The following is a 24,305-nucleotide window of genomic DNA, read 5'->3' as shown; positions in this document are numbered from 1 at the left end:
CCCCCCCCCCCCACGTCTCGCAATCGCGGAGCCGAGACCGCCGACCTTGGACTGGCGAACCAGCGACTCGACTCTGGTTTGGCGGGCATCGACGATGAGGTCTTACGGGTCTACGAAAAGGTGCTTCCCAAGTCTGAGTACACGGTCCTTCTCATCGACCTGGTCGGCCGTTGGCCGAGTGTGATCCTCATGCCGGCGGGTTTGCCGTCGACGAAGCTCATCTCGAGGGTGACGGCTTTGACGAGCGGTTGGGCGTAGAGCAGTAGAAGGATGCCGGCAACGCGGTAGGGGAGTGATTCACTTCCGCCGTTGAGTAGCTCTCGGGTCCACGCCATCCGCTGGTCCTGCGTCAGCGACGGGCTCGTGCGCGCTGCTCTGTGCTGCACGGCCACGCTGGTGTTGAGCAGGGTCCTTTTGGCGACGACGAAGAAGGTGCGGATTGCCGTTCTGGTCGTCGGCCCGGTGGCGAGCCACTCGTCGATGTCGGGTTGGGTGCACGTGGCCGCAGTCCGGTGGTAGGTCTCGTGGAGCCATACGAGGAACTTGATGGTCTCGGTGATCTCCTGCTTGGCCGAGTGAACTGGCCCACGCTCGTCGGGGCGAAGGACAGGCAAACGATTGCACCAGGTGCACCCGTCCAGAGCCGTCCAGCTGCATCGAAACCTCCGCAAATCGTGCTTCATCCAGTGATTCACTGATGCATCTGATGAATCCTCGCGATCGTCTATACAGGTCAGCGGCGTGTCGCGCCCCAGCCTTTCGCTGTCCTTGAGGCTTTGGCGAGCTCAGGACCAAGTCCCGAAGCCTGAACCTGCAGGGGTATTCGTGCAGGTCAAGGACCCTTTCGGTAGCGCCACAGGGGAGCAACGCCGACCATCACCGATGATTCATCCAATGCAAACGCAGAGTACTGGTGAAGACCGTTATCCGATTTCGCACTAAGGCTGGCCACGGCCAAGGTGGCCCGGGGTGACGGCTGGATCTGGTCGGTGCTCTTGACCGAGACGTTCACCTCGTGCGTTTGACGCCCGCTCACCGGTCTTAATGTCGAAACACCTAAACGGGCATTTACCGGCCCGGCTCGGTTTCAAGGCTGTCGTTTTCAGGAGTCGATTGCACAGAATGTCCGAAGTCGTCTGCACAACTTACTCGAGCTCTAATCTGCCGCGGTGAATAGTTCCCGAGGCAGTGTCCCAGTTCCTAGGAAGTGGAACGCCCTGGGGAGGTCATTCAAAAATTTGCGACACGCCACGAAAATTCGTTCCACAACTATCTTCTTTTGGACGTCCCGTGCGGAGCGTGCAGGATAAATATCGGTACAGTGGCTCCATGGAAATTGGGTATGCCCGCGTCTCGACCGCGAAACAGGACACCGACCGGCAGATCGAAGCACTGCGCGGCGAGGGCATCCCCGCCCGGCACATCTACGTGGACAAGAAATCCGGATCCACAACAAACCGGCCCGGACTGCACGAAGCCCTCGACCAAGCCCGCGAGGGCGACGTGATCGTGGTGCACACACTGGACCGGTTGGGCCGCACCGTTCGGGACACCCTGAACCTCATCCATGACCTGGCAGGCCGCGGCGTCGGAGTCCGGAACCTGGCCGACCCGATCCGGGTTGATTCCGCCAATCCGGAGGATCCAATGTCGCAGCTGGCAGTGGTGATGCTTGCGCTCTTCGGCCAAATGGAACGAACCTACGCGATCGAACGCGCGGCCCACGCGCGTGCCGTCGCTGCTGCTAAGGGCAAAAGGATCGGCCGGCCCAGCGTCGTCGATCCAGCGAAACTCGCCTACGCCGCACACCTTCGTGACCAGGAGGACCAGTCCATCTCCGAGATCGTCAAAGCCACCGGTATCACTCGCTCCAGCCTCTACCGTTACCTGCCGCCCCGACCACCGGAAACGCTGACCGCCGAGAACCGCCAGAACGCCTAGGAGTTCCGGCATCGGTGGCGTTTAGTGCACGCGACTTCAGACAGAATGACGGTTGGTGCACGCGACTTCGAACAATACGACGGTTTGTGCAGACGACTTCGATCGCTTCCGTGTCAGGAGTGGTCTGCACAAGCCCCGTAGTTCCGCGGGATCCATTGCGGACGACTTCTGAAACTGACAAAGGCCAGTGACGGAGGGGGAGTGTCCGCAAGCCATCCGGCTTACGGGCACTTGATCAAGCTCGAAATCCAGCCTCAAACTCGTTTTCGCGAGAACCTGAAATTCCGCCTAGTGATCGCCGGGACGCCGGGTGCTGGAGTCGTCAGCTTTGGGGCACGCCTCGCCGTCGGAAGGCCACGAACCCGGCCGCGATGAGGACCGCGGCGGCCGCGGACATCACGATGAGGGCTCCTGCATGGACCGCGCCCATCGGCGGGTTGCCCACGTGGGTGGTTGGCGAGAGATCGAGCACCCACTGGCTGAATTTCAGGCCAGGACCGAGGAACGCGATGAACGTCATTGCGGCATAGCCCGCCCAAGTGATCGCGAACAGCCGAGGACGCATTCCGTAGACCAGCAGGGCTATCCCGCCGAGCACCAGCTCGGCTGGCAGGTAGGCCAGTCCCGATGTCAGGGTTGGGCCGAATTCGGCGGTGTTGCCTGCCGACAGCGCGGTCGACAAACCGAGTACGAGCGAGGAGCCGAGCACTATCGTCATGAGTCCCCCCAGCAGCACCACGCAGTGTGCAGCCAGCCAGCGGGGGCGAGAAAGTGTCCCGGAGAGCCGGGTTTCCAGTCGGCCGTTGCTCTCCTCGGTTCGCAGCGTGCTAATCGCTTGGACGAAATAGCCGGCGGCGATGACGGCCAGGTACAGCTGGGTGGCAGCGATGAGGCCGTCCACGGGCCGGCCTCCGCCGATGCCGATGCCGATGGCCTTGGCGACAGCGGGGTTGCCCGCCATCGCGTCGAGGAACTGGTGGGACAGGGCTCCCATCAGCCCGGCGAGCAGCACGCCGCCGGCCAGCCAGCCGAGGATGGCGGGCCGGTGAATCCAGAGCGCGAACCCGATCGGGTTGCGCAGCCGCGCGGTGGCCCGTTGGGGGCCGGCACCGCGCCGGACCAGGGCGCTGCCCAGGTCGCGGCGGCTGGCCAGCAGTGCCGCCGCCGCGCACAGGATGAGGCCGACGGCGAGAGGGATAATTAAGGCCCACCACCGTTGGTCACCGAACGGTGCTGCCTTTTCCGCCCAGCCGAGAGGGGACAGCCCGGTCACCCAGGTGTTGGTCACGTCACCGATGCCGCGGAGGGCGAACGACCCCGCGAGGATGATCAGACTCCAGGTGTAGACCCCCCGGGGGTGCGGTGTGAGCTGGGCCAGCAGGGCCGCGAGACCGGTGAAGACGAAGCCCAGAGCGGCCAGCGACAGGGCGTACAGAACGGCGCCCAGTAGCGGGACGCCGAAGACCGCCAGCCCGACGGCAAATAGCGCTGCCGTGCTGAGGATCGCGGCGTTGGCCACCAGGAGCGCTGCGACCGTGGGTTGCTGGCGGGCGATGCGGCCACCGAGCAGCAGCTCGAGCCGGCCGGACTCCTCCTCGCCGCGCGTCGCTCTTGCTACCAGGCTGATGGCGAGCAGCGGCATCAGGAAGGCGATCAGGAAGCCGAATTCGTCCTGGATCACGCCACCGAGGGAGTCGATGCCTTCCACCTTGCCGTTGATTGCGGCTAGGGCATTGCCCGTGGTGACGGCCGCAGCGTAGGTGTGGATCTTGGCCGGGGTGTCGTAGAGGGAGGCGACGCTGGCTGCGGTGCCGAGCATGCTCGCGCCCAGCGCTAGCGCCCAGATCAGGGCGCTGCACCGCTGGATGCGGGCGACGATGCGCAGCATTGTTCCGAGGCCGCGCGAGCGACCGTCGTCGGCTGGTTGATCGGCTCTCATCACGATGCCTCCACGAGGCTCTCTTCGCTGGCGTTCTCGTCGGGGTCCAGGGTCTCGCCATAGTTCTGAAGGAACAGGGCGTCGAGACTGGGGGCGTGACCGTGAGGGTGTGGATGCCCGCCTTGTGGAGCCGCCCGATTGCCGCGTCGAGGTGGTCGGGATCGATGGTGAACCGGGAGTCCGTGAGCTTGCCGAGCCGCTCGCACTGAAGGTCAGCGAGCCCTTCGATCTCGGTCAGTGTTCCAGGGTCGGAAGTTGTGACGGCGTGGACGGTTGTTCGGGTGTGCCGGCGCAGGTCCGCCAGGGTGCCGCTGGTGACGGTTCGGCCGCGCCGGATGATGCTCACCCGGTCGGCCAGGGCCTCGACCTCGCCCATGATGTGGCTGGACAGCAGTACGGTGACGCCGTGCTCACGCCGGTCGCGAATGCACTGCTGGAATGCCTGCTCCATGAGCGGGTCGAGACCTGAGGTCGGTTCGTCGAGTACCAACAGTTCGGCGTCGGCGGCCAGGGCTGCGATGAGGGCCACCTTCTGGCGGTTGCCCTTCGAGTAGTCCCGGACCCGCTTGGTGGGGTCGAGCTGGAACTGCTGGATGAGGTCGGCACGACGCCGGTCGTCGACGGATCCATGGGTGGAGCCCAGGATGTCGAGGCACTGGCCCCCGGTCAGCCCCGGCCAGAGAGCGACGTCACCGGCGACGTAGGCGAGCCGGCGATGCAACCGCGGCGCGTCATGCCACGGGTCAATGCCGAACAACTCGGCCCGGCCCGAGGTGGCCTTCATGAGTCCGAGCAGGACCCGGATCGTGGTGCTCTTGCCGGCGCCGTTAGGCCCGAGGAAGCCGTGCACCTCGCCTGGCTGCACGGTGAGGTCCAGGCCGTCGAGGGCCCGCACCTTGCCGAAGACCTTTGTGAGTGCTTCCGTACGGATGACAGGGGCGGTATCGGTCATAGTGACTCCTTCGGAGGGGCAGCGAACAACCCCCTGGTGTAGACGGCGGTGGCGGTTCTGGTCCAACGGTCGAGGCCGGCGGGCGTCAGCGGGTCATCGCCGATCGCGGAGGCGATCTGGTTGCGCAGCAGGATCACGGCGAGGTCGTTGACCAGCAGGAACGCAGCCTGGACGGCTGGGTCCCCGCTGGGCGCGACGGCTCCCAGCTCGACCATGGCCTCCAACATCCGCCGGGTGAAGGCGTACCACCGGCCGAAGATCGCTGCCCCCACCGGGTCATTGGTCAGCAGCAAGCGGCGCAGGTATGCCGGCAGCGGGGAGCCGTGGGGGAAGGCTCTGGCAAATGACTCCGCGACCGAGGTCGTGGAGTCGCCGCTGGCGAGCATCTGGGCGAGGTCCTCACCGCTGAACTCGGCAAAGACCGCGTCGAATGACTCGGCCGCGTGCGCGTCAACCGCGGCTTGCAGGCCGTCCTTGCTTCCGAAATGGTGCAATACGAGAGCCGGCGATACGCCAGCGGCGGTAGCGATCTCACGCACCGTCACCGCGTCGTGCCCGCGTTCTGCGAACATCCGCAGCGCGGCGTTGCGGATGTTCGAGCGGGCGGTTAGATCCCGCTCATCGGAGGCTGAACTCATGTTCAGTATACTAAACGCTTGTTTCATCAGTGGCAAGAGGTCGCGTTGCCTCATTTGAAAGTCTCCGCCTGACGGCGTGGCGTTTCAGTCCTGGCGACCGGTTCGGGCTACGCCGTTTCCTATGGAGCTGACCATGACGCAGCGGCAGGCTGTGACGCAGAAGAAGGCATTGGCTTACCAGAAGGCTGATCGGACCGGTAAGTCCCGGATTCTCGATGAGCTGGTCGAACTGACCGGGTGGCACCGCGACTACGCCCGCGCGGCTTTGCGAGGGGCACTGACGCTGAAAGTCGTCAAGTCCCGTGCGGGAAGGGCTCCGACCTATGGCCCGGATCTGCTGCCCCCGTTGGTGAAATGCTGGGCGGCGCTGCGCGCCCCTGCGGGCAAGTTGCTGGCCCCCATGCTCCCGGTTCTGGTGCCGTTGCTGCGCCGGGACGGGGAGCTCGACCTCACCGACGGGCAGGCCGTTCTGCTGGCACGGATGAGCGCGGCGACGATCGACCGCAAGCTCGGCGGCGAACGGGCCAAACTGCTGCCCCGGGGCCGCTCACACACGAAGCCGGGAACGTTGCTGAAGTCCCAGATTCCGATCCGCACCTGGGCTGAATGGGACGACGCGGTGCCGGGGTTCGTCGAAATCGATCTGGTTGGCCACGAGGGCGGAAATTCGTCCGGAGAGTTCTGTTTCACCCTGACAGTTACTGACATTTCCACCGGATGGACGGTAAACCGGTCCGTGCAGAACAAGGCCGCTAAATGGGTCTTCAAGGCCCTTGAACACGTCAGCGCCGTCTTCCCGTTTCCCATCATTGGCATCGATTCGGATTATGCCGAGGAAAACGCTAAGCCGAGGGACCGTGCTGTGGGCCATGTTCTGCGGGGAATTGGGATTCTTTCCTCGGCTTAGTGTTGGGACCGTCGTCGGGGTTACTTTCGTCGTATCCATAGGCCCAGCGAAAGGGGAACGCCATGGAAACGACGGTCAGGGAGATTGGTGAGCGGGTTTGTTGCTGCGTTGGAGGTGGGTGAGTATGCGGGGCTGACGATTGGTGAATATCGGAAGTGGATTAGGTGGTTGGAGCTGTTCGCCCGGAAGCAAGGTGGCGTATATACGCTTGTTTTGGGTGCTGAGTTCGCGGCGTTGACGACGAGCCCGCGGACGGGGAAGTTCAGTATGCAGCGTCGTCGTGACTACGGCCGATTGGACCAGGCGGGTCTTCAAGGCGGTCGGGGTGGATCGCCCGCAGGTTGGAACCAGATTGCTGCGCCACAATGCTGCGTCCCAACTCCTGCGTGCAGGAACACCACTGCCGACGATATCGGCGGTCTTGGGCCATTCGAGCCCGGATTCCACCAACGTCTATCTGAGCACGGACACCGAGCACCTGCGCGCATGCGTCCTCCGGCTCCCGGCGCTGCCAGGAGCGGGACGATGAACGTGCATAGTCTTACCAGTGTGTTCGCGCCAGATCTCGAGCGTTTCCTCGCGTTCAAGGAAAGCATGGGCTTTCATTGCGATTCCCGACTGTGGTATCTGAAGAGCTTCGACCGCTACTGCACAGACCGCGGGATGAAGGATTTTGACCGGTCCACCGTTGAAGGGTGGGTCCTCATCAAGCAGTCAAGTCAGCCGAATTCCTGCCGGTCGTGGATGTCATACATCAGGGATTTCGGCCGATGGCTTCGCATCAACGGCAACGACAACGCATACGTGCTATCGGATCAATGGAAAGCCCGTTTCGTCCGCCCGCAGCCGTACCTGCTGACGCAAGAGGAAGCCAGTAGGTTTTTCGCTGCCGCAGCACGCTTGCAAACGCTCACGCCCTGGAAATGGCAGGGACTCGCGTTCTTCGCGCTCATGCATTCCTGTGGCCTACGTACCTGCGAGGTACACCGGCTGGCGATAAACGACGTGAACCTCAAGGAAAGCGTCATCGACGTGCGCTGGTCCAAGGGAAACCGCAGCCGGCGGCTTCCGATCACCGATCAGATCGTCAGCATCCTGACCGAGGCCGATCAGGCGTTGCAGCGGGCCTTGGGCAGCAAACGGAGCGCATTCTTCGTGTCCTCCACTGGCGACCCGGTGACGGCATCAATGGTTGCAGGCATGTTCAACGGGATCTGGGACCAGGCCCGGTTGCAGCGGCCTCTCGAAGGGAAGCAACCGAGGCCCTACGACTTCCGGCATCATTTTGCCTACGCCAAGATTGAACGGTGGATGGCCGAAGGCTCCGACGTCAACGCCAGGGTGCCCTACCTGGCCCGCTATATGGGCCACGCCTCCTTAGACAGCACCTACTACTACATCCATACATCCCCGGACTTCATGAATGACTACGCTGAACTGACCCGTGAAGGCCAGGGAATGCTGCCCGAGGTGGGATTCGAATGAAACGAGACGCCAGGACCGACACCCCGAACTTCTGGGGATACGCACGAAACTACCTGCACGAATACATGCCCAAAGCCAGGGGCCTGTCCCCAAAGACCATCGAGGCATACCGGATCTCCTTAGAAAGCTTTGTGGACTACCTGGTTGGCGAGCGGCATATCGCGCACAAGGACATCGGCTTCGATCACTTCGAACGAAGGTTCCTCAAGGACTGGCTGATCTGGATGCGGGTGACTAAAAACTATCAGCCCAAAACCTTGAACCTGCGCCTGACCGCGATTAAAGCGTTCCTGCAATACGCATCCCGCGAAGACCTCCGGCTGGTCGCACTGCACGAAGCGGCCAAAACACTCAAAGCCCCGGCCTTGGCGAAGAAGCCCATCGAATACCTTGAACAGAACGAAACCACCGCAATCCTTGCCGCTTTCGACGGCTCCAGCATGAAGTCCCGACGCAACCGCATGCTCCTGATACTCCTCTACGAGAGCGCGGCACGTATCAGCGAGCTCACCGGATTGACCCTGGGCGACCTCAAGCTGGCACCGCCGGCGCACTTGACGTTGACCGGGAAAGGAAACAAGAGCCGCCTCGTCCCTTGGGGGACAAAACCGTCGATCACATGCAGGTCTATCTCAACGAATTCCATCCTCACCGGGCAGGCCTGCCGACAACGCGTCCGCTGTTCAACAGTCTCCACTACGGAGAACCCACCAGGCTCTCCGAAGACAGCATCTCGGCGATCCTCAAGAAAGCCGGGGAGATCGCCCGTGAATCCTGTCCCTCGATCCCCGTCAAGCTGCACTGCCACATGATCCGCAAGACCAAGGCCATGGACCTCTACAAACAAGGGATTCCGCTGCCCATCATCATGCAACTGCTCGGACATGAAAGCATGAGCACCACCTCGGCCTTCTACGCCTTCGCCACCCTGGAGATGATGAAAGAAGCAATGAACGCCGCAACCCCCGGAATCAGCCACACTGACATCCAGTGGCTCAGCGAAGAGAAACTTCAAATCCTCTACACACTCCGGTAACCCCCAGAAACACTAAGCCGAGGAAAGAATCCCAATTCCCCGCAGAACGTGGCCCACAGCACGGTCCCTCGGCTTAGCGTTTTCCTCGGCATAATCCGAACTAAGCCGAACTCGGCTTAGTTCGGACAACGGTAGTGAGTTCATTAACGAGCACCTGCTGAAGTACTGCACGGAGCACAAAATCACGTTCACCCGCTCCCGTCCGGGAAACAAAAACGACGGCGCGCACGTCGAACAGAAGAACTGGGCCCGGGTCCGTGAACTGGTCGGCTACCCCCGGTACGACACCCCCGCCGAGTTGGCCAAACTCAATGAGATCTGGGAGCTGGACCGGGTCTTCACCAACTACCTTCTGGCGCAACAGAAGCTGATCTCCAAACAGCGCCACGGAGCTAAAGTGAGCAAGCAGCACGACCACCCAGCTACCCCGCACCAACGCGCGATCCGGCACCTGAAGATGCGTAAACGCCCCATCATCCAGATGAACGCGGCCTTCAAACGAATTAAGCCAGGAGCCCTCTCCCGGCACATCCTCGCCCTCACCGCAGATCTGGAAACGCTCTCTCTGGCCAAGAAGCCAGCCCCCGTAAAACCAGCCGTGAACAGGGCCTGGAACGCCTAACCCTTCCCGGAGGTTTCCAAATGAGGCAACGAATCACCTTCCCGGAGGTATTGACATGAGGCAACAGGGAGGTGCCGTCGAGGACGCCTGCGACGGGACCCGCGCGGCATCCGTCGCTCGCTCCGCTGTGGGCGCCCCCCAAATTCAAAAATCGATCTCAAATCCGCTTCTAGGAGCAGGGCGAAATACGGCCCGCTGATCGTTCCCCTGCGGGCACCCTCGAACTCGAAAAACAGCATCAAATCCGTCTCGAGAGACAGGGTGAAATGTCGTCCGCTGGCCGTCCCTCTACCGGGTACCCGTGAAAGCTAAAAAGGCCCTCGAATCCAAGTCCGGCCGCGGGAGCACACTCGCGTCCGCGTCCTGGCCCCCTGCCGGTCGGCCGGATGGCTTCGCGTTTCCGAGCCGCTCAAGAGGGCAGTGATGCTCGTCACGTTGATCGGCCCACTCCTAATGTTCAGGCTCGACTTTTAGTGGTGTTAGCTGGATCTGCTTCGCCAGTGCGTATACCGCGCGACGATCGTCTTCGTTGGCGACGAACACCCGGCCGATGAGCAGGGCGGCGTGATGCGGTACGTCGATCCGGGGCATACCGTCTGGCGTATCCCCGTCCCATTTGGGTTCGCAGAGGAGGAAGGTGCCGGCGGCGGTGCCGGTGGTGCGTTTGCCGACGTAGGCGAAGTTGGCACCGCTGGTCGGGTCTGTGAACTGCAGGCTGTAGTAGCGGCCGTCCATCTCGGGCACGTGCAGCACCCGCGGTCCGTCTTTCACGTCCAGCCAGCCACCGAGGTAGAGGAGGTCATCGGTGCCGGTCGCGATGACGCTGCCGGTCGCCGCGGATTGGGATGGGCTCTCTGGCACGGCGTAGAGCGTGTTCACGGGGATTGGGCCGCCGCCCAACCCGCGTTTCACAAATATTCGCTGGAAGCCTCCGACGGTGATCCGCGGCCAGAAGTAGATGAAGACGAAGGCTCCGAGCACCCACGCGGCCACCGCCGTTCCGGCCAGCAGGATGATCGCGTCCACGCCCCCGCCAGCCACCCGTGAGTAGATGACCCACGCGAAGATCGCCAGGATGACGATCGTGACCGGGATGCCGTGTTTCAGGATCAGGCGGTTCATGACTGCACAACGACGACGGGCGGGACCTCATACTCGCCGTCCACGACGGCGGGCCCGGGCAGATAGGCGCGGAGCATGAGCTTGAACCGGCCGGGCGGCGTCGCCAGCCAGTTCTGTGCCGCATCGGATGGTTGATTCGGCTGCAGCAGAATGTCGACCGAGCCGTCGGCGTTCGTCACAAGACCGGAGTGGCTATCCACGCTCGACCGGCCCGTCGCGCTGCTCACCATATAGCCGACGGAGTCCGTCGCGGTGAGTGACCAGAAGGCGTCATTCGGTGGAAGCTGACCTTCCGGGAAGTGCAGACGATAGGCACGCGCACCATTGAGACGCGCGCGCGACCCATCGCTGGTCGCTGTCCAGTAGGCGGCCTCTTCGAACACGTTGACGACCGGCAGTGCCTTCTGTAATGCGGCACGCACCAGGAGTCCGCTGCCGGGATGACCGGCCTTGCGGACCGCGCTCCAACCGTTGCCGGTCTGCGTCTCAGCCTTGGCCACGGCGTTCAAGACCAGGACCGTGGTCAGGTACGCGAATGTAAGGCCGATGATCACACCCTGCACGACACCAGAACCCGCGACCCAGGCGAGGAAGCCGCTCACGACCCCACCCGCATCACAGCACACCGGTTCTGAATAGCACGACAACGACAACGATCGCGCCGACGACAACTGCGAGGATCAGCCAGCCCTGCCAGGAACTGGGGTGCCAGCCCGGGCCGGACTGGTTCGGTCGGAACCACCGTTTGCCCTTCTTGGCGTTCGGTGGTTCTTGCTCATCCTTGGGCATGCGTGCTAGTTGTCGAAGCCCTCGTGAGTCAGCGGCACAGTGCGCTGTCCGATCTGGGTGAGGAGTTCCTTCGGCGCCGTCTTGTTCATCCAAGTGTAGATACTCTCGGGGCGGCCAGCATCGGCAAGGATCCCGACCAGCCGTTTAAGGCGCAGGTCTGGCGGGGCGTTTGGTTTCAGCATCGACTCGAGGTCTTCACGGACGACGCAGCGGGCGCACGCCCCGTTCCGGAATCGTTCGGCCTCCGCACCGCAACGGTCGCACACCAGCAATGTGGTGATGCCCGCACAGTCGGGGCAGATGTGTTCCCCGTCAGGAGAGCGACCGGGCAGCATTCGTTCGTCCCCGCAACCGGTGCATCGGCCATATTCGTGCACGGCGGAACTGAAGCACGCCCCGCAGATCGCTCCGTCCGGCCACCGCACTCTGATCTTCGCGACGTCCTGTGCGCATCGATCACAGTGTCGCCCACCCGCGGATCGGGGCCGGCCGCGTCGACGTGGTGGGACAAGGGCCTCCAGGGTGGGGGAGCGGGACGCCCCGATGCCGTCGCTGGCCGGGCGACCGCCGGGATTAGTGGTCGGTGTCATCCGTGATGATCCGTGCTCTGACCGGACGGTAGTCGCGCAAGTCGGGCAGGGGAGCGGCGTTGCCGATTGCCTTCTGGCGATTGGTCCGCGCGTCGCTAGCTGTGAAGACGATCAGCTCGCTGGGCTCGACCCCGAGGATATCGCAGAGAGCGCCGAGGACGGCGAACGAGATCCGTTCGGGGTCCTGGGCGACCAGCCGCCAAAATCGCTGGGCTCGACCCCGAGGATATCGCAGAGAGCGCCGAGGACGGCGAACGAGATCCGTTCGGGGTCCTGGGCGACCAGCCGCCAAACCTGAGACCGGGAGAGAGTGATTCCTCGCTCGAGCAGCAGGTCAGTAAGAGCCTGGGCGCTGGTGATGCCGTTTCGAGCCATGAGCTCGCGTGCTCTCCAGGTGTAGGTGATTTCGCGTTTCATGGTGCCTTCTTCTCTCGTGGAAGTGCTTGAGCGGCAAGCAAGGTTCTGTTGTGCGCGGCCTCGAGGGCACGACTCTGATAGTCGGGGGAGGTGAGTGTGTAGATCGACGTGGTCGAGGCGTGCTCGTGGCCCAGTTGCATCTGCACGAACGTCACGTCGTAGCCTTCGGCCTCAATGAGGTGGGTGGCGTAGGAGCGGCGGAACGAGTGCAGGTCCAACCCGGCGGGAAGCCGAGCTCGTCCAGAAGCTGATGCAGTCGCTGAAGGAGGTGCGTCTCGGTGACCAGGGATCCTGCCGTGGTGGGAAACACATCGCTGACCGGCCGCCCGTAGTGGACAAGACCGTTGCCAACCCAGTCCTTCATCATCTCGGCCGACCAATCCCACACGGTCAGCACGGAGCGTTGCTTCTTTGCCGAGCCGCGGTGCGGCTTACCCCAGCGCACCCTGACGATGCCGTAGTCACCGAAGTACGGCGCGCGATGGTTGCGCGAGAGGTCCACGACCTGCAGATGTCGGAGCTCGTTGGCGCGAAGACCCCAGCTGTAGAACGCCTTGAAGGCCACCGCATCGCGCAACGCTGCCAGGGCTCCCTTCCGGCCAGAGTTCAGCACCCGGTCGACTTCGAGGTCGGCCAGATCGAACAGCTGCTGAAGCTCCTGGCGGGTGAACGGACGCTTCGCGGCTCTCGCCTCGAGCGGCTGCGAGTGCGGGATCCTGTTGAGCTCGGTGATGACCTGAGCAAAGACGCTCCCGAACAGGCGGGCGCAGTTCTCATTCCAGTCGTACTGCGGGTTGCACGCGAAATCACAAAACAGCTTGATCGCGCCCTGGTACGTCCGCACCGTGGAGTGTGAGAGGTTCTTGACCCCGCGTGCATGGGCGAAGAACTCATCGGCATCGCCGAGAGTCCACTGCCATGGGAAGTGCCCGGAGAAGTCCACGAGCCTCATCACGATGCTTCGTCTCGAGCGGATTGTGCCGTCACCGAAGTCGTTTGGACCGCTGCAATCGGGCCCACCCATTGAGAACCTCGTTGAGGAACACATCGGGGTCCACCGCACCATCACCGACCGGAAGGAAGGCGAGATTTCCCGTCTTCTCAACCATCTGCAACCTCCCGAATCGTTGTCGCAATAATTGCACTATTGTCGCAAAACATGCAACAACCGGGATGAAAAGTCCTGATCAGAAGCGATTCCGAGGACGTCGCGCGGCCGCTTGCCGGGTGTAGAAACTTGGCGCTGTCAACAATGCTGATTCCACGAAAATGCAGGTCAGCGGGATAATTTGACGGCCGCGGGGGCGTTACCCGTTTTGTAACCTGTCGCATATTCTACGAATAGTTGGATTACTACTTGACATAATATGGATTATCGGCGCTAAAGGCCAACGAGTAGAAACAGATGCAAGAACACGTTGCACAGGCCGATTCGACCATCACTGCAGGTCAGGAGGGAGATCTGCAGGAGCCTAGCGATTTGCTTCACCATGACTATTGCCAGGCTAGCGCTGGTCACCATACGTTTCATTCATTAGATGGTTGATTCCTCTGCTGGATGGTGTCATGGATCGTGTTCCTGGGTTCGTTCTTCAGGTCTTGCTGGTGGGCGACGTTTCGTTGCTGAAGGCCGATCAACAGGTGTTTGACGCGATGCTAAGTGGTGGCGTGCGCAAATGTTGGCGCGTGGGCTGACGACGGCGACGATCGCCTTGAGAGCCGATCAGCTTGTCGACGTTGCGCGGTTACAGCAATGCCATCTCGGTGTTCTGTTCCTATATCGGCGACTCGCGTTATGGGTGGGTGCCGTTTTGCGAACGCACCTTCGGCGACGTACCTTCGCAAATTTGCTTTGAGTGGAATACCCCTCGCCACACCACCGATGACGCGGTTTCGCCATCACGGCGGGCGTTCACCGAGGCCGAGTTGCAGCACTTGTTCGACGTGGTCGATGACTTCGTCGATGAGCAGCATCGTCGTTGTTCGAAACGTTGGCTTCCTGCTCTTCGCGACTCAATCGCCTTCAAGGTGGGCTACGCCTATGGGCTGCGCCGGCGCGAATTGACGGTGCTTGATACGACCGACTTCGGCCCCAATCCTCACGTGCGGCTTACGGCAACTTTGGTGCGGTGACGATGCGGTGGGCAAAGGGCACGAAGGGTTCGGGTCCGCGACGTCGCACGGTTCTGACCAGTCCGGCGTTCGAATGGGTCGTCGACCTATTGCAGTTCTGGTGTTCGCCGAACGGTCGGGGCGGGTTCGCGACGGCCGATCGCTCCAATGCTCTCTGGCCTACTGAGCGGCGTGAGCGGGCCAACTTGCAACGCCAGAGCCGTGGGATCTGTGGATATTGGTACCAGGGGTGCGAAACGCATCACCGGCATCTGTGCCTGCGGCCATGAAGGGGTCCTGCCGGGCATCATCGACAACCGGCCGGCTTGTCGGACCTGCTCGAACATCAAGCTGAACGTCGACTGCAAGAGTTGTGGCGCCGAGGCCGAGCATTGAAGACAATGAAACGTCCGAACAGTGGCCTGACATGGATCCGGCAGCCCCACGTGGACGCCTTCCTCGCCGACCTCGCCCAACCGCTAGTCATCTCCCATCGCCTCCTCGATGAACTGCCGCCGAGCAGAACCTTGGATTTCGTGCGTGGACTCCTGGTCGAGCACGGCGCACTCCCCCGCCGCGACGAGCGATTGGCCCGATATGAGCGTTGGGCGCTCACAGCGCAAGCTCGAGTCGTTGTTCCCGAGTACCGTGACGTTATTGCCCGGTTTTGGTTGGGGCATGCTGCGCCGGATGCGAATAATGGAGTCAGTGCCAAACGGGACATTCCTGCGGTCCAAGCAAACCGTGACCGTCGGAATTGACTTCTGCAACTGGCTCACCACACATGGCGCCACACTCGCGGAGCTGAATCAGCCGCATATGGATGCCTGGCAGGCTGAAGGGCCGACTACCCGCGAGTTCGTGAGCCGCTTCATCAACTGGACCGCCAAAGCCAAAATCACCACTGAAGGAATCACGGCGGAACCTCACCGGCGAGGCACGAGCCCCCGACTGCCCGCCGCAGAACAAGGTGAGGCGATCGACCGTGTTGTCCACCACGATGACTTCAGCCCACGAGACCGGCTCGCCGCCATCCTCATTCTCGTTTCGGTCAGAGCATCGAGACCGTCGCTACCTTGACCTGGGAGAAGATCACCGTCGCCGAGGAGCAGGTCACGATCGATCTAGCCGGCTTCTCGAACCATCTGGAAGCTCCACTCGACAAGCCTGTCAGAGCGCTTGCCGTCGCTCCCCTGCACACGCAGACGGCGGCCCATCCGAACTCGCCCTGGGTGTTCCGCGGAATGAAGCCCGGGCAGCACGTCGATCCCGCTCACCTCCGGCAGCGGCTCAAGCCAGTGTTCTCGACCCTGGCCGCAAGGATGGGCACGCTGCACGAACTTACCCGCATCGCGCCGGCCGCGATCATCGCTTTGAGACGTATTCAGCTCCATACTTGCAAGAGTTTCTTTCTCTCGGAAACCGGGGGAATCAATGTCGACGCGGCAAGACGGTCGGAGGGATCGTTTGCTTAGTGGCCATGCTGTCAGCAGCAGTTGGCTGTTCCTCTGAAACTGATCGCGGCCAGACGAATCCGCGGACTTCCAAGACCGCCCCCTCGTCACAGTCAGAGAACTTTGCCCACAACCGAGAAGTGCGTGGGCAAACAAACAGCGGGACCCTGTGGTCGCTGTTCTATCACCGCAAGGTCGGGAAGAGCGTGAAGACACTGTGGCGAATGTCGGGATCTGGAGATTTGACGATTCGAGCGACAGGCCCTCAGGGCCAAAATCTCCAACCAGACTGGGGCCCCGAAGCCCATTCGGGCAGTAGCTGGAAGCGACCTGGAGACGAATGGGGTGTTGGATGGACCGTTCCGAGTGCCGGAGTCTGGACTTTCTTGGCAACACGAACTGACGGCACATCGGGGACAGCCAAAGTCACGTTTTCCTGAGCTTCAAAGACCGCCGGCAGGCGATACTCGTTGCTCATCAACACGTCGCTCTGCCAGTTAAACCACGGGGGTTCCGTCTGATGCGAGAACTCCCGTGTCGGGAAGAATCTCGCCTTGGGCAGGTCGGCAGCAGGTGTGGGCCATCATAGGGATCTCGCTCCGCCAAGTCGTTTTGGGGAGCAGCCCTGCGCGGCGTGGCGAGACTCCGCAAGGCCGCGGCGAGCTGGTGTTGCTCGCCGATCAAGACCGATCCCGATGGAACACCGCGCAGATCGCCGCCGGACGCGCTGAGCTCGACAGCGCGCTCGCTCTGGGCGGCCAAGGGCCCTACGTGCTACAGGCCGCCGTCGCCTCATTGCATGCAGAAACGCCCTGCGACTGGGTACAGCTCGCGGCGCTGTACGGCGAGCTCGCGCACCTGACCGGCTCACCGGTCGAGCTGAACCGCGGGCCGCACCGATTCCTCCGCGGTCACTCAGCCGGGATCGCGTAAAGAGCACGCCGATGGTGCTCACCGTGAGTCGGTCGTGTCGCTGCGTGGCCGACCCGGCGCTGGCCGAGGGAGGTCGCGATCGCTACTCCCGCCCCATCGATTTCCGTGCCTATCGGCGTTAACCCACGGGAGTTGCATCGGATGCGCTCAGCAGTCAAACACCGACCAGCAGATGTCGTTCCGCAATTGCTGGTCGTCAAGTACGAGCTCGCGAATCGCCTCCGGGAGCTCGTCGCGCTGCCACCGGCACTCGAGTTGCCCTGCGGACTCTGCCTCGCCGTCCTGCGCGGCAGCACGTGCGGCCTCGATCGCATAGGCAGCCGCACCGAGGTCGTGTGCGGCGACGTGCGCGACGACCGCGGCCTGGCCAGCAGCGTACGCGGCATACCGTGCTGCCCCACGCAGGTCTCTGGCCGCGCCCATTGCATGGCCGCCCGCCGTGCGAGCCTCGGTCATCTTGACCTCGCCACGCACCCAGGCGCGCGCATGCTCGATCGCCTGACGTGGTCGCGGATCCTCAGGCCGAGCCGACTCGAAGAGGTGAAGGACGTGCTCCGCGCACGAGGCCGCCCAAAGAGCGAGGAACTGGTGGTCCGAATCGGTGAGGGTCCCACCGCGGCGGATCGTCACCAAGCGCGGGTCTCGGACCTTCGGGAGGATCATGGTTGGCCTCCTTCTGACTGCATCCGTCACACACCCTACAGCGGCGCACGCCCGACCGGGGCGAAGCGGTCTACCTAATCTACTCCCGACTCATGAACTCCCGTTCCTGCGGGTTTTCCGTGTTGAGTCTCATCTGGCCTTAGGGTCGGTCTCTCAGTGAGGATCTCCACGCAACTCCGTCGTGTCCGGTCCCGCGGGACTTTCAGCTGCCCACGTAGGCCGCCAGATGCTTACCCGTCAGGGTTGACTGGGCTGCCACAAGCCCGGCCGGGGTGCCCTCGAAAACGATCCGGCCGCCGTCGTGCCCGGCGCCGGGGCCGATGTCAATGATCCAGTCTGCATGCGCCATGACCGCCTGGTGGTGCTCGACGACGATGACCGACTTGCCGGAGTCAACGAGCCGGTCGATCAGGCCGAGAAGGTTCTCAACGTCGGCAAGGTGGAGGCCGGCGGTCGGCTCGTCAAGCACGTAGACCCCACCCTTCTCCCCCAGGTGCGTGGCCAGCTTGATCCGCTGCCGCTCGCCGCCGGACAGCGTGGTGAGCGGCTGGCCGAGGGTCAGGTAGCCGAGCCCTACGTCGGCGAGCCGTTGGAGGATCTTGTGGGCGGCCGGAAGCAACGCCCCGCCATCGCGGAAGAACTCCTCGGCCTCGGCCACCGGCATCGCGAGCACCTCACTGATGTCCTTGCCGCCGAGCCGGTACTCCAGCACCGACGCCTGAAACCGCTTCCCGTCGCAGACCTCGCAGGTGGCGGCGACGCCGGCCATCATTGCCAGGTCCGTGTAGATGACACCGGCACCGTTGCAGTTCGGACAGGCGCCCTCGGAGTTGGCGCTGAACAGCGCCGGCTTCACGCCGTTCTCCTTCGCGAACGCCTTACGGATCGGGTCCAGGAGCCCGGTATACGTCGCCGGGTTGCTCCGCCGCGAACCGCGGATCGCACCCTGATCGACCGTTACCACGCCGTCCCGTCCGGAGACCGAGCCGCGGATCAGCGAGCTCTTGCCCGAGCCCGCCACCCCGGTGATGACGGTAAGGACCCCGAGCGGAATGTCGACGTCGACGTCCCGCAGGTTGTGCATGTCGGCCCCGCGGACCTCCAGGGACTCCGACGAGGCCCTGACGTCGTCCTTGACGGCAGCCCGGTCGTCGAGGTGCCGGCCGGTGATCGTGTCGGAAGTCCGCAACCCTTCGACGGTCCCCTCGAACATCACCTCGCCGCCGTCGGTCCCTGCTTTCGGGCCGAGGTCGACGACGTGATCGGCAATCGCGATCATCTCCGGTTTGTGCTCCACGACAAGCACCGTGTTGCCCTTGTCGCGCAATTGCAGCAGCAGGTCGTTCATCCGTGCAATGTCGTGCGGGTGGAGCCCGATGGTCGGCTCGTCAAAAACGTATGTGACGTCGGTGAGTGAAGAGCCGAGGTGGCGGATCATCTTGGTCCGCTGCGATTCGCCGCCGGAGAGCGTGCCCGACGGGCGGTCGAGGCTAAGGTAACCGAGGCCGATCTCCACGAACGAGTCGAGGGAGTCCCCTAACGCCGAAAGCAACGGTGCAACCGAGGGTTCATCCAATTGGCGCACCCAGCCGGCGAGGTCGCTGATCTGCATAGCGCAGGCGTCTGCGATGTTGAGCCCGTTGATCTTCGAGTTTCGGGCGGGCTCGGCCAGCCTCGTCCCGCCGCACTCGGGACAGGAGGTGAACGTGACGGCCCGGTCCACGAAGGCGCGGATGTGCGGCTGCATCGCGTCGACGTCCTTGGCCAGGAACGACTTCTGCATTTTCGGGAGCAGCCCCTCGTACGTCAGGTTGATGCCCTCGACCTTGATCTTGGTGGGCTCGCGGTAGAGCAGGTCGTTCAGCTCTTTCTTCGTGAACTTGCCGATCTTTTTGTCCATGTCAAAGTAGCCGGAGCCGCTGAAGATGCGGCCGTACCAGCCGTCCATGCTGTAGCCGGGGATCATGAGCGCACCCTCGGCCAGCGACTTGCTGTCGTCGTATAGCGCCGTGAGGATAAAATCGGTGACCGAGCCGCGGCCCTCGCAGCGCGGGCACATGCCGCCGGTGACGTTGAAGCTGCGCCGCTCCTTCACGGTTTTCCCGCCGCGCTGGAACGAGACGGCGCCCGCTCCGCTGACCGAGGGGACGTTGAAGGAGTACGCCTGGGGCGAGCCGATGTGCGGCTGTGCCAGCCGGCTGAAGACGATCCGCAGCATGGCGTTCGCGTCCGTGACGGTGCCGACCGTGGAGCGGGGGTTGGCACCCATTCGCTCCTGGTCGACCAGAATAGCCGTCGTCAGGCCCTCCAGTACGTCGACCTCGGGCCGCGCGAGTGTCGGCATGAAGCCCTGCACGAACGCGCTGTAGGTCTCATTGATCATCCGCTGCGACTCCGCGGCGATCGTGCCGAAGACCAGCGAGCTCTTGCCCGAGCCGGAGACGCCGGTGAACACCGTCAGCCTGCGCTTCGGGATCTCGACGCTGATGTCCTTGAGGTTGTTTACGCGTGCGCCCTGCACCCGGATCAGATCGTGGTTGTCGGCAACGTGCGACGCAGGCGGCTGCGTGTCCGTCCTCGTGGCCATGCTCATCGTGTCTCTTTTCTGTTAGGCGCGGCCGGCTTCGCGGTCTCCGTCGGCGTCGCCTGATTCTATCCAACCAGCTTCGAGCGGAACGTCTGGTTCTCCTTGGCTTCGGCCCGTGGAGCCTCTGGGCCCCGGCCACGCAGCGCGCCCGGCCGAGGCGTCAGACCAACCAGCGGCCGTCGCGCATCGGTTCGCGGTCAGGCGGTCCGTCGGCCTCCTGCCGGACGGTGCCGACGACGCTGAGCGCAAGAGCGGGGAGGTGCTCACCGATCCTGAAGCAGCCCAAGGACGTTGCCGTCGGGGTCGGTGACGGTGGCCACCAGGCGGCCGCCACCGACGTCGTGTGCGGGCTCCTTCTTGGCAGCTGCCAGGTCGGACACGGGATGCAGCACGGTCTTGATGCCCTGAGTGGATGAGTCGGTTATGGTCACTCCTGAAGTCGTGGGTCTGGTCGGGATTGTCTGGCTTATAGGCGACCGGGAAGTCCGGAAATCGACAGCCCGATCGCCCCGGATGGCGATTTCGCGTTGGCCGTTCGTCCTAACCCGGCCCAGCCTGCGAGAGAAGGAGGAGCACCGGGACCACCTCCGGGCGGTCGGGATAGAAGGCTTGGGAGGCGTCCGGGGCGTGCTGCGGAATGAACGTCGAGTGAGTGGTGATGTCCATGCTGGTCATGCTAGCAGCGGCCCGTTGGCCCGCGCTTCTCGATTCCCGATCAGTTTAGTCACCTGTTCCGTCGCGCACGACGGCGTCCACGCCGTCGCGCGCGACGCGTGGCTCCGGTAGGTGCTGGGCGACATGCCGACCAGCTCGGTGAAGCGACTGCTGGAGGTGCCCAGCGACGAGCACCGGACCGTGAAACAGACTTCGGTGAGCTGAGGTTGGCCAGACGCAGCAGCGCCATCGCGCGGGACGCGGCGCAGCCACGCGAGGTCGCGCGGGTGCTGCGCCGAGGCGGGTCTGCCGGTCACATGTGAGGCCATATTTGCGCCGGAAGCCAGGCGTACTCGACATCATTGAACAAGTCACCTCAGCGGATTTGTATGGCTTGTACGATCCATGCGATTTATTCCAAAGTCTAGTTTCGTACACCTGAACGCCATTCCGATCTATGAGGCACGAAAGCACTTGGCGACCATCGTGGACAACGCGCATCATGTTCGCGGGCCCACGTTCCTGATCAGGCGCGGATTCGAATTGGTGGTTGATGCTCTCGAATTTTGGGCGCCTCCGCGGGGCGGCCGAGGAACTGGATGACGTCCGCGCCGTTGAGACGGCCTGGGACGAAGCCGAAAGAACTGTGCAAACTCAGATTCCGCGGGAGCACATATCCTAGTCAGCCGGTGGTTGCATGCAGCCAACCATAAGCCAGCGCCACGAGGATTCCTGCGCAGGTCTGTTATGGAATCATGGTCGAGTGAATGTCACTCGTCTGATAACCCTCGACGACGCTCCGGCGATGGCGGAGTTGCTCCGCCTGAATCAAGCCTTCCTTGCTCCGTGGGAGCCCCTGCGGGACGCCAGCTACTTCACGGTAGACGGCCAATGTGATGAAATCCGCGCCGCGCTGGAGCGACATGAGAACGGCTCCGCACTTCCGCACGTCATCATTGATGAATCCGACCGCCCGGTCGGGCGCATCACGCTCAACGGCATTGTCCGAGGTCCGTTTCTGTCGTGCAGCATGGGCTACTGGGTCAGCGCCGCGGAGAACGGTCGCGGCTATGCCACAAATGCCGTCCGGACCATCCTGCGGGTGGCCTTCGAGGAGCTGCGGCTGCACCGCGTGCAGGCGGAAACCCTGCTGCACAATGCCGCGTCGCAGCGTGTGCTGGAACGCAATGGTTTCGCCCTATACGGCCTGGCCCCGACATACCTCAAGATTGCGGGTACATGGCAGGACTGCGCCATGTACCAGGTGGTGAATTCATTGCCCGTCTGAAACGAGACTGGTTCAGTGAACCGCCGGTCCGGAGGGCATGCAAAGCGAAATACAGTGAAGACTCTCCGCGGAGAAGGCGCCGTGCCTCGTCTGGTGCCGGGCAGGACAGGGTTTGTGGGAATCGGCGCCCACAGATCCAGATCACTGATCCGGGGACGGATCAGCTGAATGCCTTGACCATGGCGGTAGAGAAGGCGTCGAGGTCATCCGGTTTGCGGCTGGTGACCAAGGTCCAGCCCTTTTCGGTGCAGGTGAAGGACTCCTCGTCAACCCAGGTGCCGCCGGCGTTGCGGATATCGGTCTGCAGGCTTGGCCAGCTGGTCAGAGTTTTGCCCGGCAACACGGCCGCCTCCACCAACGACCACGGCCCGTGACAGATCGCGGCAATCGGCCTCCGGGCGGTCACGAAGCTCTTGACGAAGTCCACGGCCTCCGGAACGGTCCGCAGCTTGTCGGGATTGGTGGTGCCGCCCGGGAGGACCAGCCCGGCATAGTCCTCGGAGGAGACCTCCCCCGCCACTTTGTCCACAGGAAACGTGTCCCCCGGTTCAACATCGTGGTGGAAGGCCTGTGCCTCGCCAGGTTCGGTCGAGACCAGCTCCGGGGTTCCGCCTGCGTCCTGGACGGCCTGCCACGGCCGGGTGAGCTCGACCTGCTCCACCCCGCTGGGCGCCACCAAAAATGCGATCTTCTTCCCTGCCAGTTCGTTGCCCATGAGTATTCCTCGCTTTCGTTGCTTCCGGTACACGTTCCGGTCCGCCGGTGCCGCAGGTCGCCTTGCTGTTCGCTCGAGAATCCAACGCTATCGTGGGGCACGGACCCGATCAAGGCTGTCCGGGCGCACGGACTACAAGTCGTCGTCGGCTACCCACGGCTCAATGATTCCGTCGTTCCAGGGCAGAAAGATGAAACCGCCGGAGCAGTCCTGCAGCGCAGCCTGCAGCTCCGTGATCGCGTGTATCTCGTCCAGGGCAGTCTCGAGATCGTTGATTTCCACGTCGAAACGGGCGGTGCAGAGGGACATATCATTCTCAAATTCGCCGTCTTTGCCAGCCTCGGTGGCAGCTGTCCCCATGCCATCGGTTTCATCGAGCGTGACCGTGAAGATCAGCTTTCCGCTTCTTACCTCCAGACCGGCATCTTTGTGAGCAGCATACAAGTCGTGATCCGGCAGGGCGACGGCGGCATCATCCAGACTGGCCGCGCCGCGGACGAAGTACACGTAAAACCGGGCCGCCGTCATGGCCAAATGCTACTCCCCTGCCGGTCCCCCGCCGCGGGCCGGTGGCGTCTGGCTGGCTGGCTCCGGCAGCTGGTCTGCCGGCGCCGCCAGGTCTGCCGCTGCTCCCCGGGCGCGCACGGAGGCTCTGCGACGTCACCATAGAATTGCCGTATGAACCTCACCAGCGCCGGAATCCAGGAATTAGTGGCAGGATTTTTGGAATCCGGGGAGCTTCCAACGATCGTTCAGGCGGGCCATCCGGTGCTTCGGAGTCCGGCGCTGCCCTTCGATGGGCAGCTCAGCTCGGCCGAGCTCGTGGCGCTGATCGAGCTGATGCGCCGCACCATGTACGATGCACCGGGGGTCGGCCTGGCCGCCCCGCAGATTGGCCTCCCACTGCAGCTGGCGGTCGTGGAGGATCTGTATGAGATGCCGGAGGCTGTCGCAGCGCAGCGGCAGCGGTCGGCACTGGAATTCCGCGCGCTGATCAACCCGCGCTACGAGGCGCTGGGTACGGAATCGGCGTCGTTTTTTGAAGGCTGCCTCTCCATGCGCGGCTGGCAGGCCGTCGTCGAACGTCCGCTGCGGGTGCGGCTGCAGTACGACGACGTTACCGGGGCTCGTCAGAGCGAGGACTTTAGCGGGTGGCCGGCACGCATCGCGCAACACGAGACCGACCATCTGTGCGGGACGCTGTACATCGACAAGGCGCTGACCCGGTCGCTGTCCGACGACGTGGAATATGGTCGGCGCTGGGCCGGCCCCGGCATCGCTCTCGCCCGGCAGGGCCTCGGGTTCTAAATGCCGGTCGGGACACTGGCCCGCTGCTAGCGGGAGTTTCCGGGCTATTTCGTTTTTGAAGGCTCCGACAAAATAAAAACCGTGTAAGTTGCGGCGTGTCGGGGCCTGCGTTTTACCGAAATATGTATGACCTAAAGTAAGATATATGGTATG

The 24,305-nt window shown here is 63.2% G+C and carries 28 protein-coding genes and 2 pseudogenes; 13 read left to right on the top strand and 17 right to left on the bottom strand.

Annotated elements, in window-relative coordinates; all coding sequences use genetic code 11:
* Positions 1–110: 110 nt before the first annotated feature.
* Positions 111–614: a hypothetical protein gene (locus QMG52_RS19150; protein WP_283562014.1), complete on the bottom strand. Its 504-nt coding sequence runs from the start codon at positions 612–614 to the stop codon at positions 111–113.
* Positions 615–1,329: 715 nt separating this feature from the next.
* Between QMG52_RS19150 and QMG52_RS19145 the strand changes: the two genes are divergently transcribed.
* Complete coding sequence (locus QMG52_RS19145) at positions 1,330–1,941, top strand: recombinase family protein (protein ID WP_283562013.1); 612 nt, start codon at positions 1,330–1,332, stop codon at positions 1,939–1,941.
* Between the two features lie 322 nt (positions 1,942–2,263).
* On the opposite strand, the gene QMG52_RS19140 is transcribed toward QMG52_RS19145, so the two are convergent.
* Complete coding sequence (locus QMG52_RS19140) at positions 2,264–3,880, bottom strand: ABC transporter permease (RefSeq protein ID WP_283562012.1); 1,617 nt, start codon at positions 3,878–3,880, stop codon at positions 2,264–2,266.
* A 109-nt stretch (positions 3,881–3,989) separates the two neighbouring features.
* Here QMG52_RS19140 and QMG52_RS22015 point away from each other — a divergent pair, with 109 nt between their 5' ends.
* A complete protein-coding gene (locus QMG52_RS22015; protein ID WP_349361764.1) occupies positions 3,990–4,349 on the top strand; it encodes a hypothetical protein in 360 nt (119 codons plus the stop codon).
* Here the strand turns inward: QMG52_RS22015 and QMG52_RS22010 are convergent.
* Positions 4,308–4,832: pseudogene (locus QMG52_RS22010) on the bottom strand (ABC transporter ATP-binding protein); the annotation flags it as partial. The gene QMG52_RS22015 and the pseudogene QMG52_RS22010 overlap by 42 nt on opposite strands.
* Positions 4,829–5,470: a TetR/AcrR family transcriptional regulator gene (locus QMG52_RS19130; RefSeq protein WP_283562011.1), complete on the bottom strand. Its 642-nt coding sequence runs from the start codon at positions 5,468–5,470 to the stop codon at positions 4,829–4,831. The gene QMG52_RS19130 and the pseudogene QMG52_RS22010, both read right to left, overlap by 4 nt.
* A 133-nt stretch (positions 5,471–5,603) precedes the next feature.
* Between QMG52_RS19130 and QMG52_RS19125 the strand changes: the two genes are divergently transcribed.
* The 4 genes and pseudogenes from QMG52_RS19125 to QMG52_RS19100 all read left to right on the top strand — a co-directional run bounded on the left by QMG52_RS19125 (position 5,604) and on the right by QMG52_RS19100 (position 9,520).
* The gene (locus tag QMG52_RS19125) at positions 5,604–6,377 is read left to right on the top strand and encodes a hypothetical protein (RefSeq protein WP_283562010.1); all 774 of its coding nucleotides are present in this window, start codon (positions 5,604–5,606) and stop codon (positions 6,375–6,377) included.
* A gap of 87 nt (positions 6,378–6,464) precedes the next feature.
* A complete protein-coding gene (locus QMG52_RS19115; protein WP_502920576.1) occupies positions 6,465–7,862 on the top strand; it encodes a tyrosine-type recombinase/integrase in 1,398 nt (465 codons plus the stop codon).
* Positions 7,859–8,898, top strand: a pseudogene (locus tag QMG52_RS22450) (tyrosine-type recombinase/integrase). The gene QMG52_RS19115 and the pseudogene QMG52_RS22450 overlap by 4 nt, the downstream one beginning before the upstream one ends.
* Before the next feature lie 298 nt (positions 8,899–9,196).
* A complete protein-coding gene (locus QMG52_RS19100) occupies positions 9,197–9,520 on the top strand; it encodes a hypothetical protein (RefSeq protein ID WP_283562008.1) in 324 nt (107 codons plus the stop codon).
* Positions 9,521–9,970: 450 nt separating this feature from the next.
* Here the strand turns inward: QMG52_RS19100 and QMG52_RS19095 are convergent, their stop codons facing one another.
* The 7 genes from QMG52_RS19095 to QMG52_RS19065 all read right to left on the bottom strand — a co-directional run bounded on the left by QMG52_RS19095 (position 9,971) and on the right by QMG52_RS19065 (position 13,393).
* The gene (locus tag QMG52_RS19095; RefSeq protein ID WP_283562007.1) at positions 9,971–10,642 is read right to left on the bottom strand and encodes a DUF1254 domain-containing protein; all 672 of its coding nucleotides are present in this window, start codon (positions 10,640–10,642) and stop codon (positions 9,971–9,973) included.
* Positions 10,639–11,244, bottom strand: a complete 606-nt coding sequence (locus QMG52_RS19090; protein WP_283562006.1) for a DUF1214 domain-containing protein — start codon at positions 11,242–11,244, stop codon at positions 10,639–10,641. The genes QMG52_RS19095 and QMG52_RS19090 overlap by 4 nt, the downstream gene beginning before the upstream one ends.
* Positions 11,245–11,436: 192 nt before the next feature.
* Complete coding sequence (locus tag QMG52_RS19085) at positions 11,437–11,766, bottom strand: hypothetical protein (RefSeq protein WP_283562005.1); 330 nt, start codon at positions 11,764–11,766, stop codon at positions 11,437–11,439.
* Between the two features lie 238 nt (positions 11,767–12,004).
* The gene (locus QMG52_RS19080) at positions 12,005–12,193 is read right to left on the bottom strand and encodes a helix-turn-helix domain-containing protein (protein WP_283562020.1); all 189 of its coding nucleotides are present in this window, start codon (positions 12,191–12,193) and stop codon (positions 12,005–12,007) included.
* Positions 12,133–12,438, bottom strand: a complete 306-nt coding sequence (locus QMG52_RS19075) for a helix-turn-helix domain-containing protein (protein ID WP_283562004.1) — start codon at positions 12,436–12,438, stop codon at positions 12,133–12,135. The genes QMG52_RS19080 and QMG52_RS19075 overlap by 61 nt, the downstream gene beginning before the upstream one ends.
* Positions 12,435–12,656: a tyrosine-type recombinase/integrase gene (locus QMG52_RS19070; protein WP_283562003.1), complete on the bottom strand. Its 222-nt coding sequence runs from the start codon at positions 12,654–12,656 to the stop codon at positions 12,435–12,437. The genes QMG52_RS19075 and QMG52_RS19070 overlap by 4 nt, the downstream gene beginning before the upstream one ends.
* Complete coding sequence (locus tag QMG52_RS19065; RefSeq protein ID WP_283562002.1) at positions 12,590–13,393, bottom strand: site-specific integrase; 804 nt, start codon at positions 13,391–13,393, stop codon at positions 12,590–12,592. The genes QMG52_RS19070 and QMG52_RS19065 overlap by 67 nt, the downstream gene beginning before the upstream one ends.
* A 773-nt stretch (positions 13,394–14,166) precedes the next feature.
* On the opposite strand from QMG52_RS19065, the gene QMG52_RS19060 reads away from it, so the two are divergent.
* The 5 genes from QMG52_RS19060 to QMG52_RS19040 all read left to right on the top strand — a co-directional run bounded on the left by QMG52_RS19060 (position 14,167) and on the right by QMG52_RS19040 (position 16,937).
* Positions 14,167–14,571: a hypothetical protein gene (locus QMG52_RS19060; protein ID WP_283562001.1), complete on the top strand. Its 405-nt coding sequence runs from the start codon at positions 14,167–14,169 to the stop codon at positions 14,569–14,571.
* A gap of 210 nt (positions 14,572–14,781) precedes the next feature.
* Entirely contained in the window at positions 14,782–14,946 is a 165-nt protein-coding gene (locus tag QMG52_RS19055; protein ID WP_283562000.1) for a hypothetical protein, read from the top strand.
* Between the two features lie 312 nt (positions 14,947–15,258).
* Positions 15,259–15,630: a hypothetical protein gene (locus QMG52_RS19050; protein WP_283561999.1), complete on the top strand. Its 372-nt coding sequence runs from the start codon at positions 15,259–15,261 to the stop codon at positions 15,628–15,630.
* Entirely contained in the window at positions 15,627–16,025 is a 399-nt protein-coding gene (locus tag QMG52_RS19045; RefSeq protein ID WP_283561998.1) for a hypothetical protein, read from the top strand. Before QMG52_RS19050 ends, QMG52_RS19045 begins: the two co-directional genes overlap by 4 nt.
* Positions 16,026–16,577: 552 nt before the next feature.
* Positions 16,578–16,937, top strand: a complete 360-nt coding sequence (locus tag QMG52_RS19040) for a DUF6596 domain-containing protein (protein WP_283561997.1) — start codon at positions 16,578–16,580, stop codon at positions 16,935–16,937.
* A gap of 147 nt (positions 16,938–17,084) precedes the next feature.
* On the opposite strand, the gene QMG52_RS19035 is transcribed toward QMG52_RS19040, so the two are convergent.
* From QMG52_RS19035 to QMG52_RS19020, 4 genes are all read right to left on the bottom strand, one after another.
* Positions 17,085–17,600 (bottom strand): putative immunity protein, encoded by a 516-nt coding sequence (locus QMG52_RS19035; RefSeq protein WP_283561996.1) that lies wholly within the window; start codon positions 17,598–17,600, stop codon positions 17,085–17,087.
* A 202-nt stretch (positions 17,601–17,802) separates the two neighbouring features.
* Positions 17,803–20,193 carry an ATP-binding cassette domain-containing protein gene (locus QMG52_RS19030; protein WP_283561995.1) on the bottom strand — a complete coding sequence of 797 codons (2,391 nt, stop codon included), beginning with the start codon at positions 20,191–20,193 and terminating at the stop codon, positions 17,803–17,805.
* A 257-nt stretch (positions 20,194–20,450) separates the two neighbouring features.
* Positions 20,451–20,618, bottom strand: coding sequence for a VOC family protein (locus QMG52_RS19025; RefSeq protein WP_283561994.1), 168 nt, complete (start codon positions 20,616–20,618; stop codon positions 20,451–20,453).
* Between the two features lie 109 nt (positions 20,619–20,727).
* Positions 20,728–20,853, bottom strand: coding sequence for a hypothetical protein (locus QMG52_RS19020; protein ID WP_283561993.1), 126 nt, complete (start codon positions 20,851–20,853; stop codon positions 20,728–20,730).
* Positions 20,854–21,604: 751 nt separating this feature from the next.
* Here QMG52_RS19020 and QMG52_RS19015 point away from each other — a divergent pair.
* On the top strand, positions 21,605–22,129 hold the full coding sequence (locus QMG52_RS19015; protein ID WP_283561992.1) for a GNAT family N-acetyltransferase: 525 nt from the start codon (positions 21,605–21,607) through the stop codon (positions 22,127–22,129).
* Between the two features lie 160 nt (positions 22,130–22,289).
* On the opposite strand, the gene QMG52_RS19010 is transcribed toward QMG52_RS19015, so the two are convergent.
* Entirely contained in the window at positions 22,290–22,844 is a 555-nt protein-coding gene (locus tag QMG52_RS19010; protein WP_283561991.1) for a type 1 glutamine amidotransferase domain-containing protein, read from the bottom strand.
* Between the two features lie 132 nt (positions 22,845–22,976).
* Positions 22,977–23,372, bottom strand: coding sequence for a hypothetical protein (locus QMG52_RS19005; protein ID WP_283561990.1), 396 nt, complete (start codon positions 23,370–23,372; stop codon positions 22,977–22,979).
* Positions 23,373–23,522: 150 nt separating this feature from the next.
* On the opposite strand from QMG52_RS19005, the gene QMG52_RS19000 reads away from it, so the two are divergent.
* Positions 23,523–24,152, top strand: a complete 630-nt coding sequence (locus QMG52_RS19000; protein WP_283561989.1) for a peptide deformylase — start codon at positions 23,523–23,525, stop codon at positions 24,150–24,152.
* The last annotated feature ends 153 nt before the right edge of the window (positions 24,153–24,305 follow it).

The organism is Paenarthrobacter sp. PH39-S1, assembly GCF_030063245.1.
In the GTDB taxonomy this organism is placed as follows: domain Bacteria; phylum Actinomycetota; class Actinomycetes; order Actinomycetales; family Micrococcaceae; genus Arthrobacter_M.
Note: the sequence above shows the minus strand (reverse complement) of the source record. Positions and strands in the feature narration are given on the sequence as shown.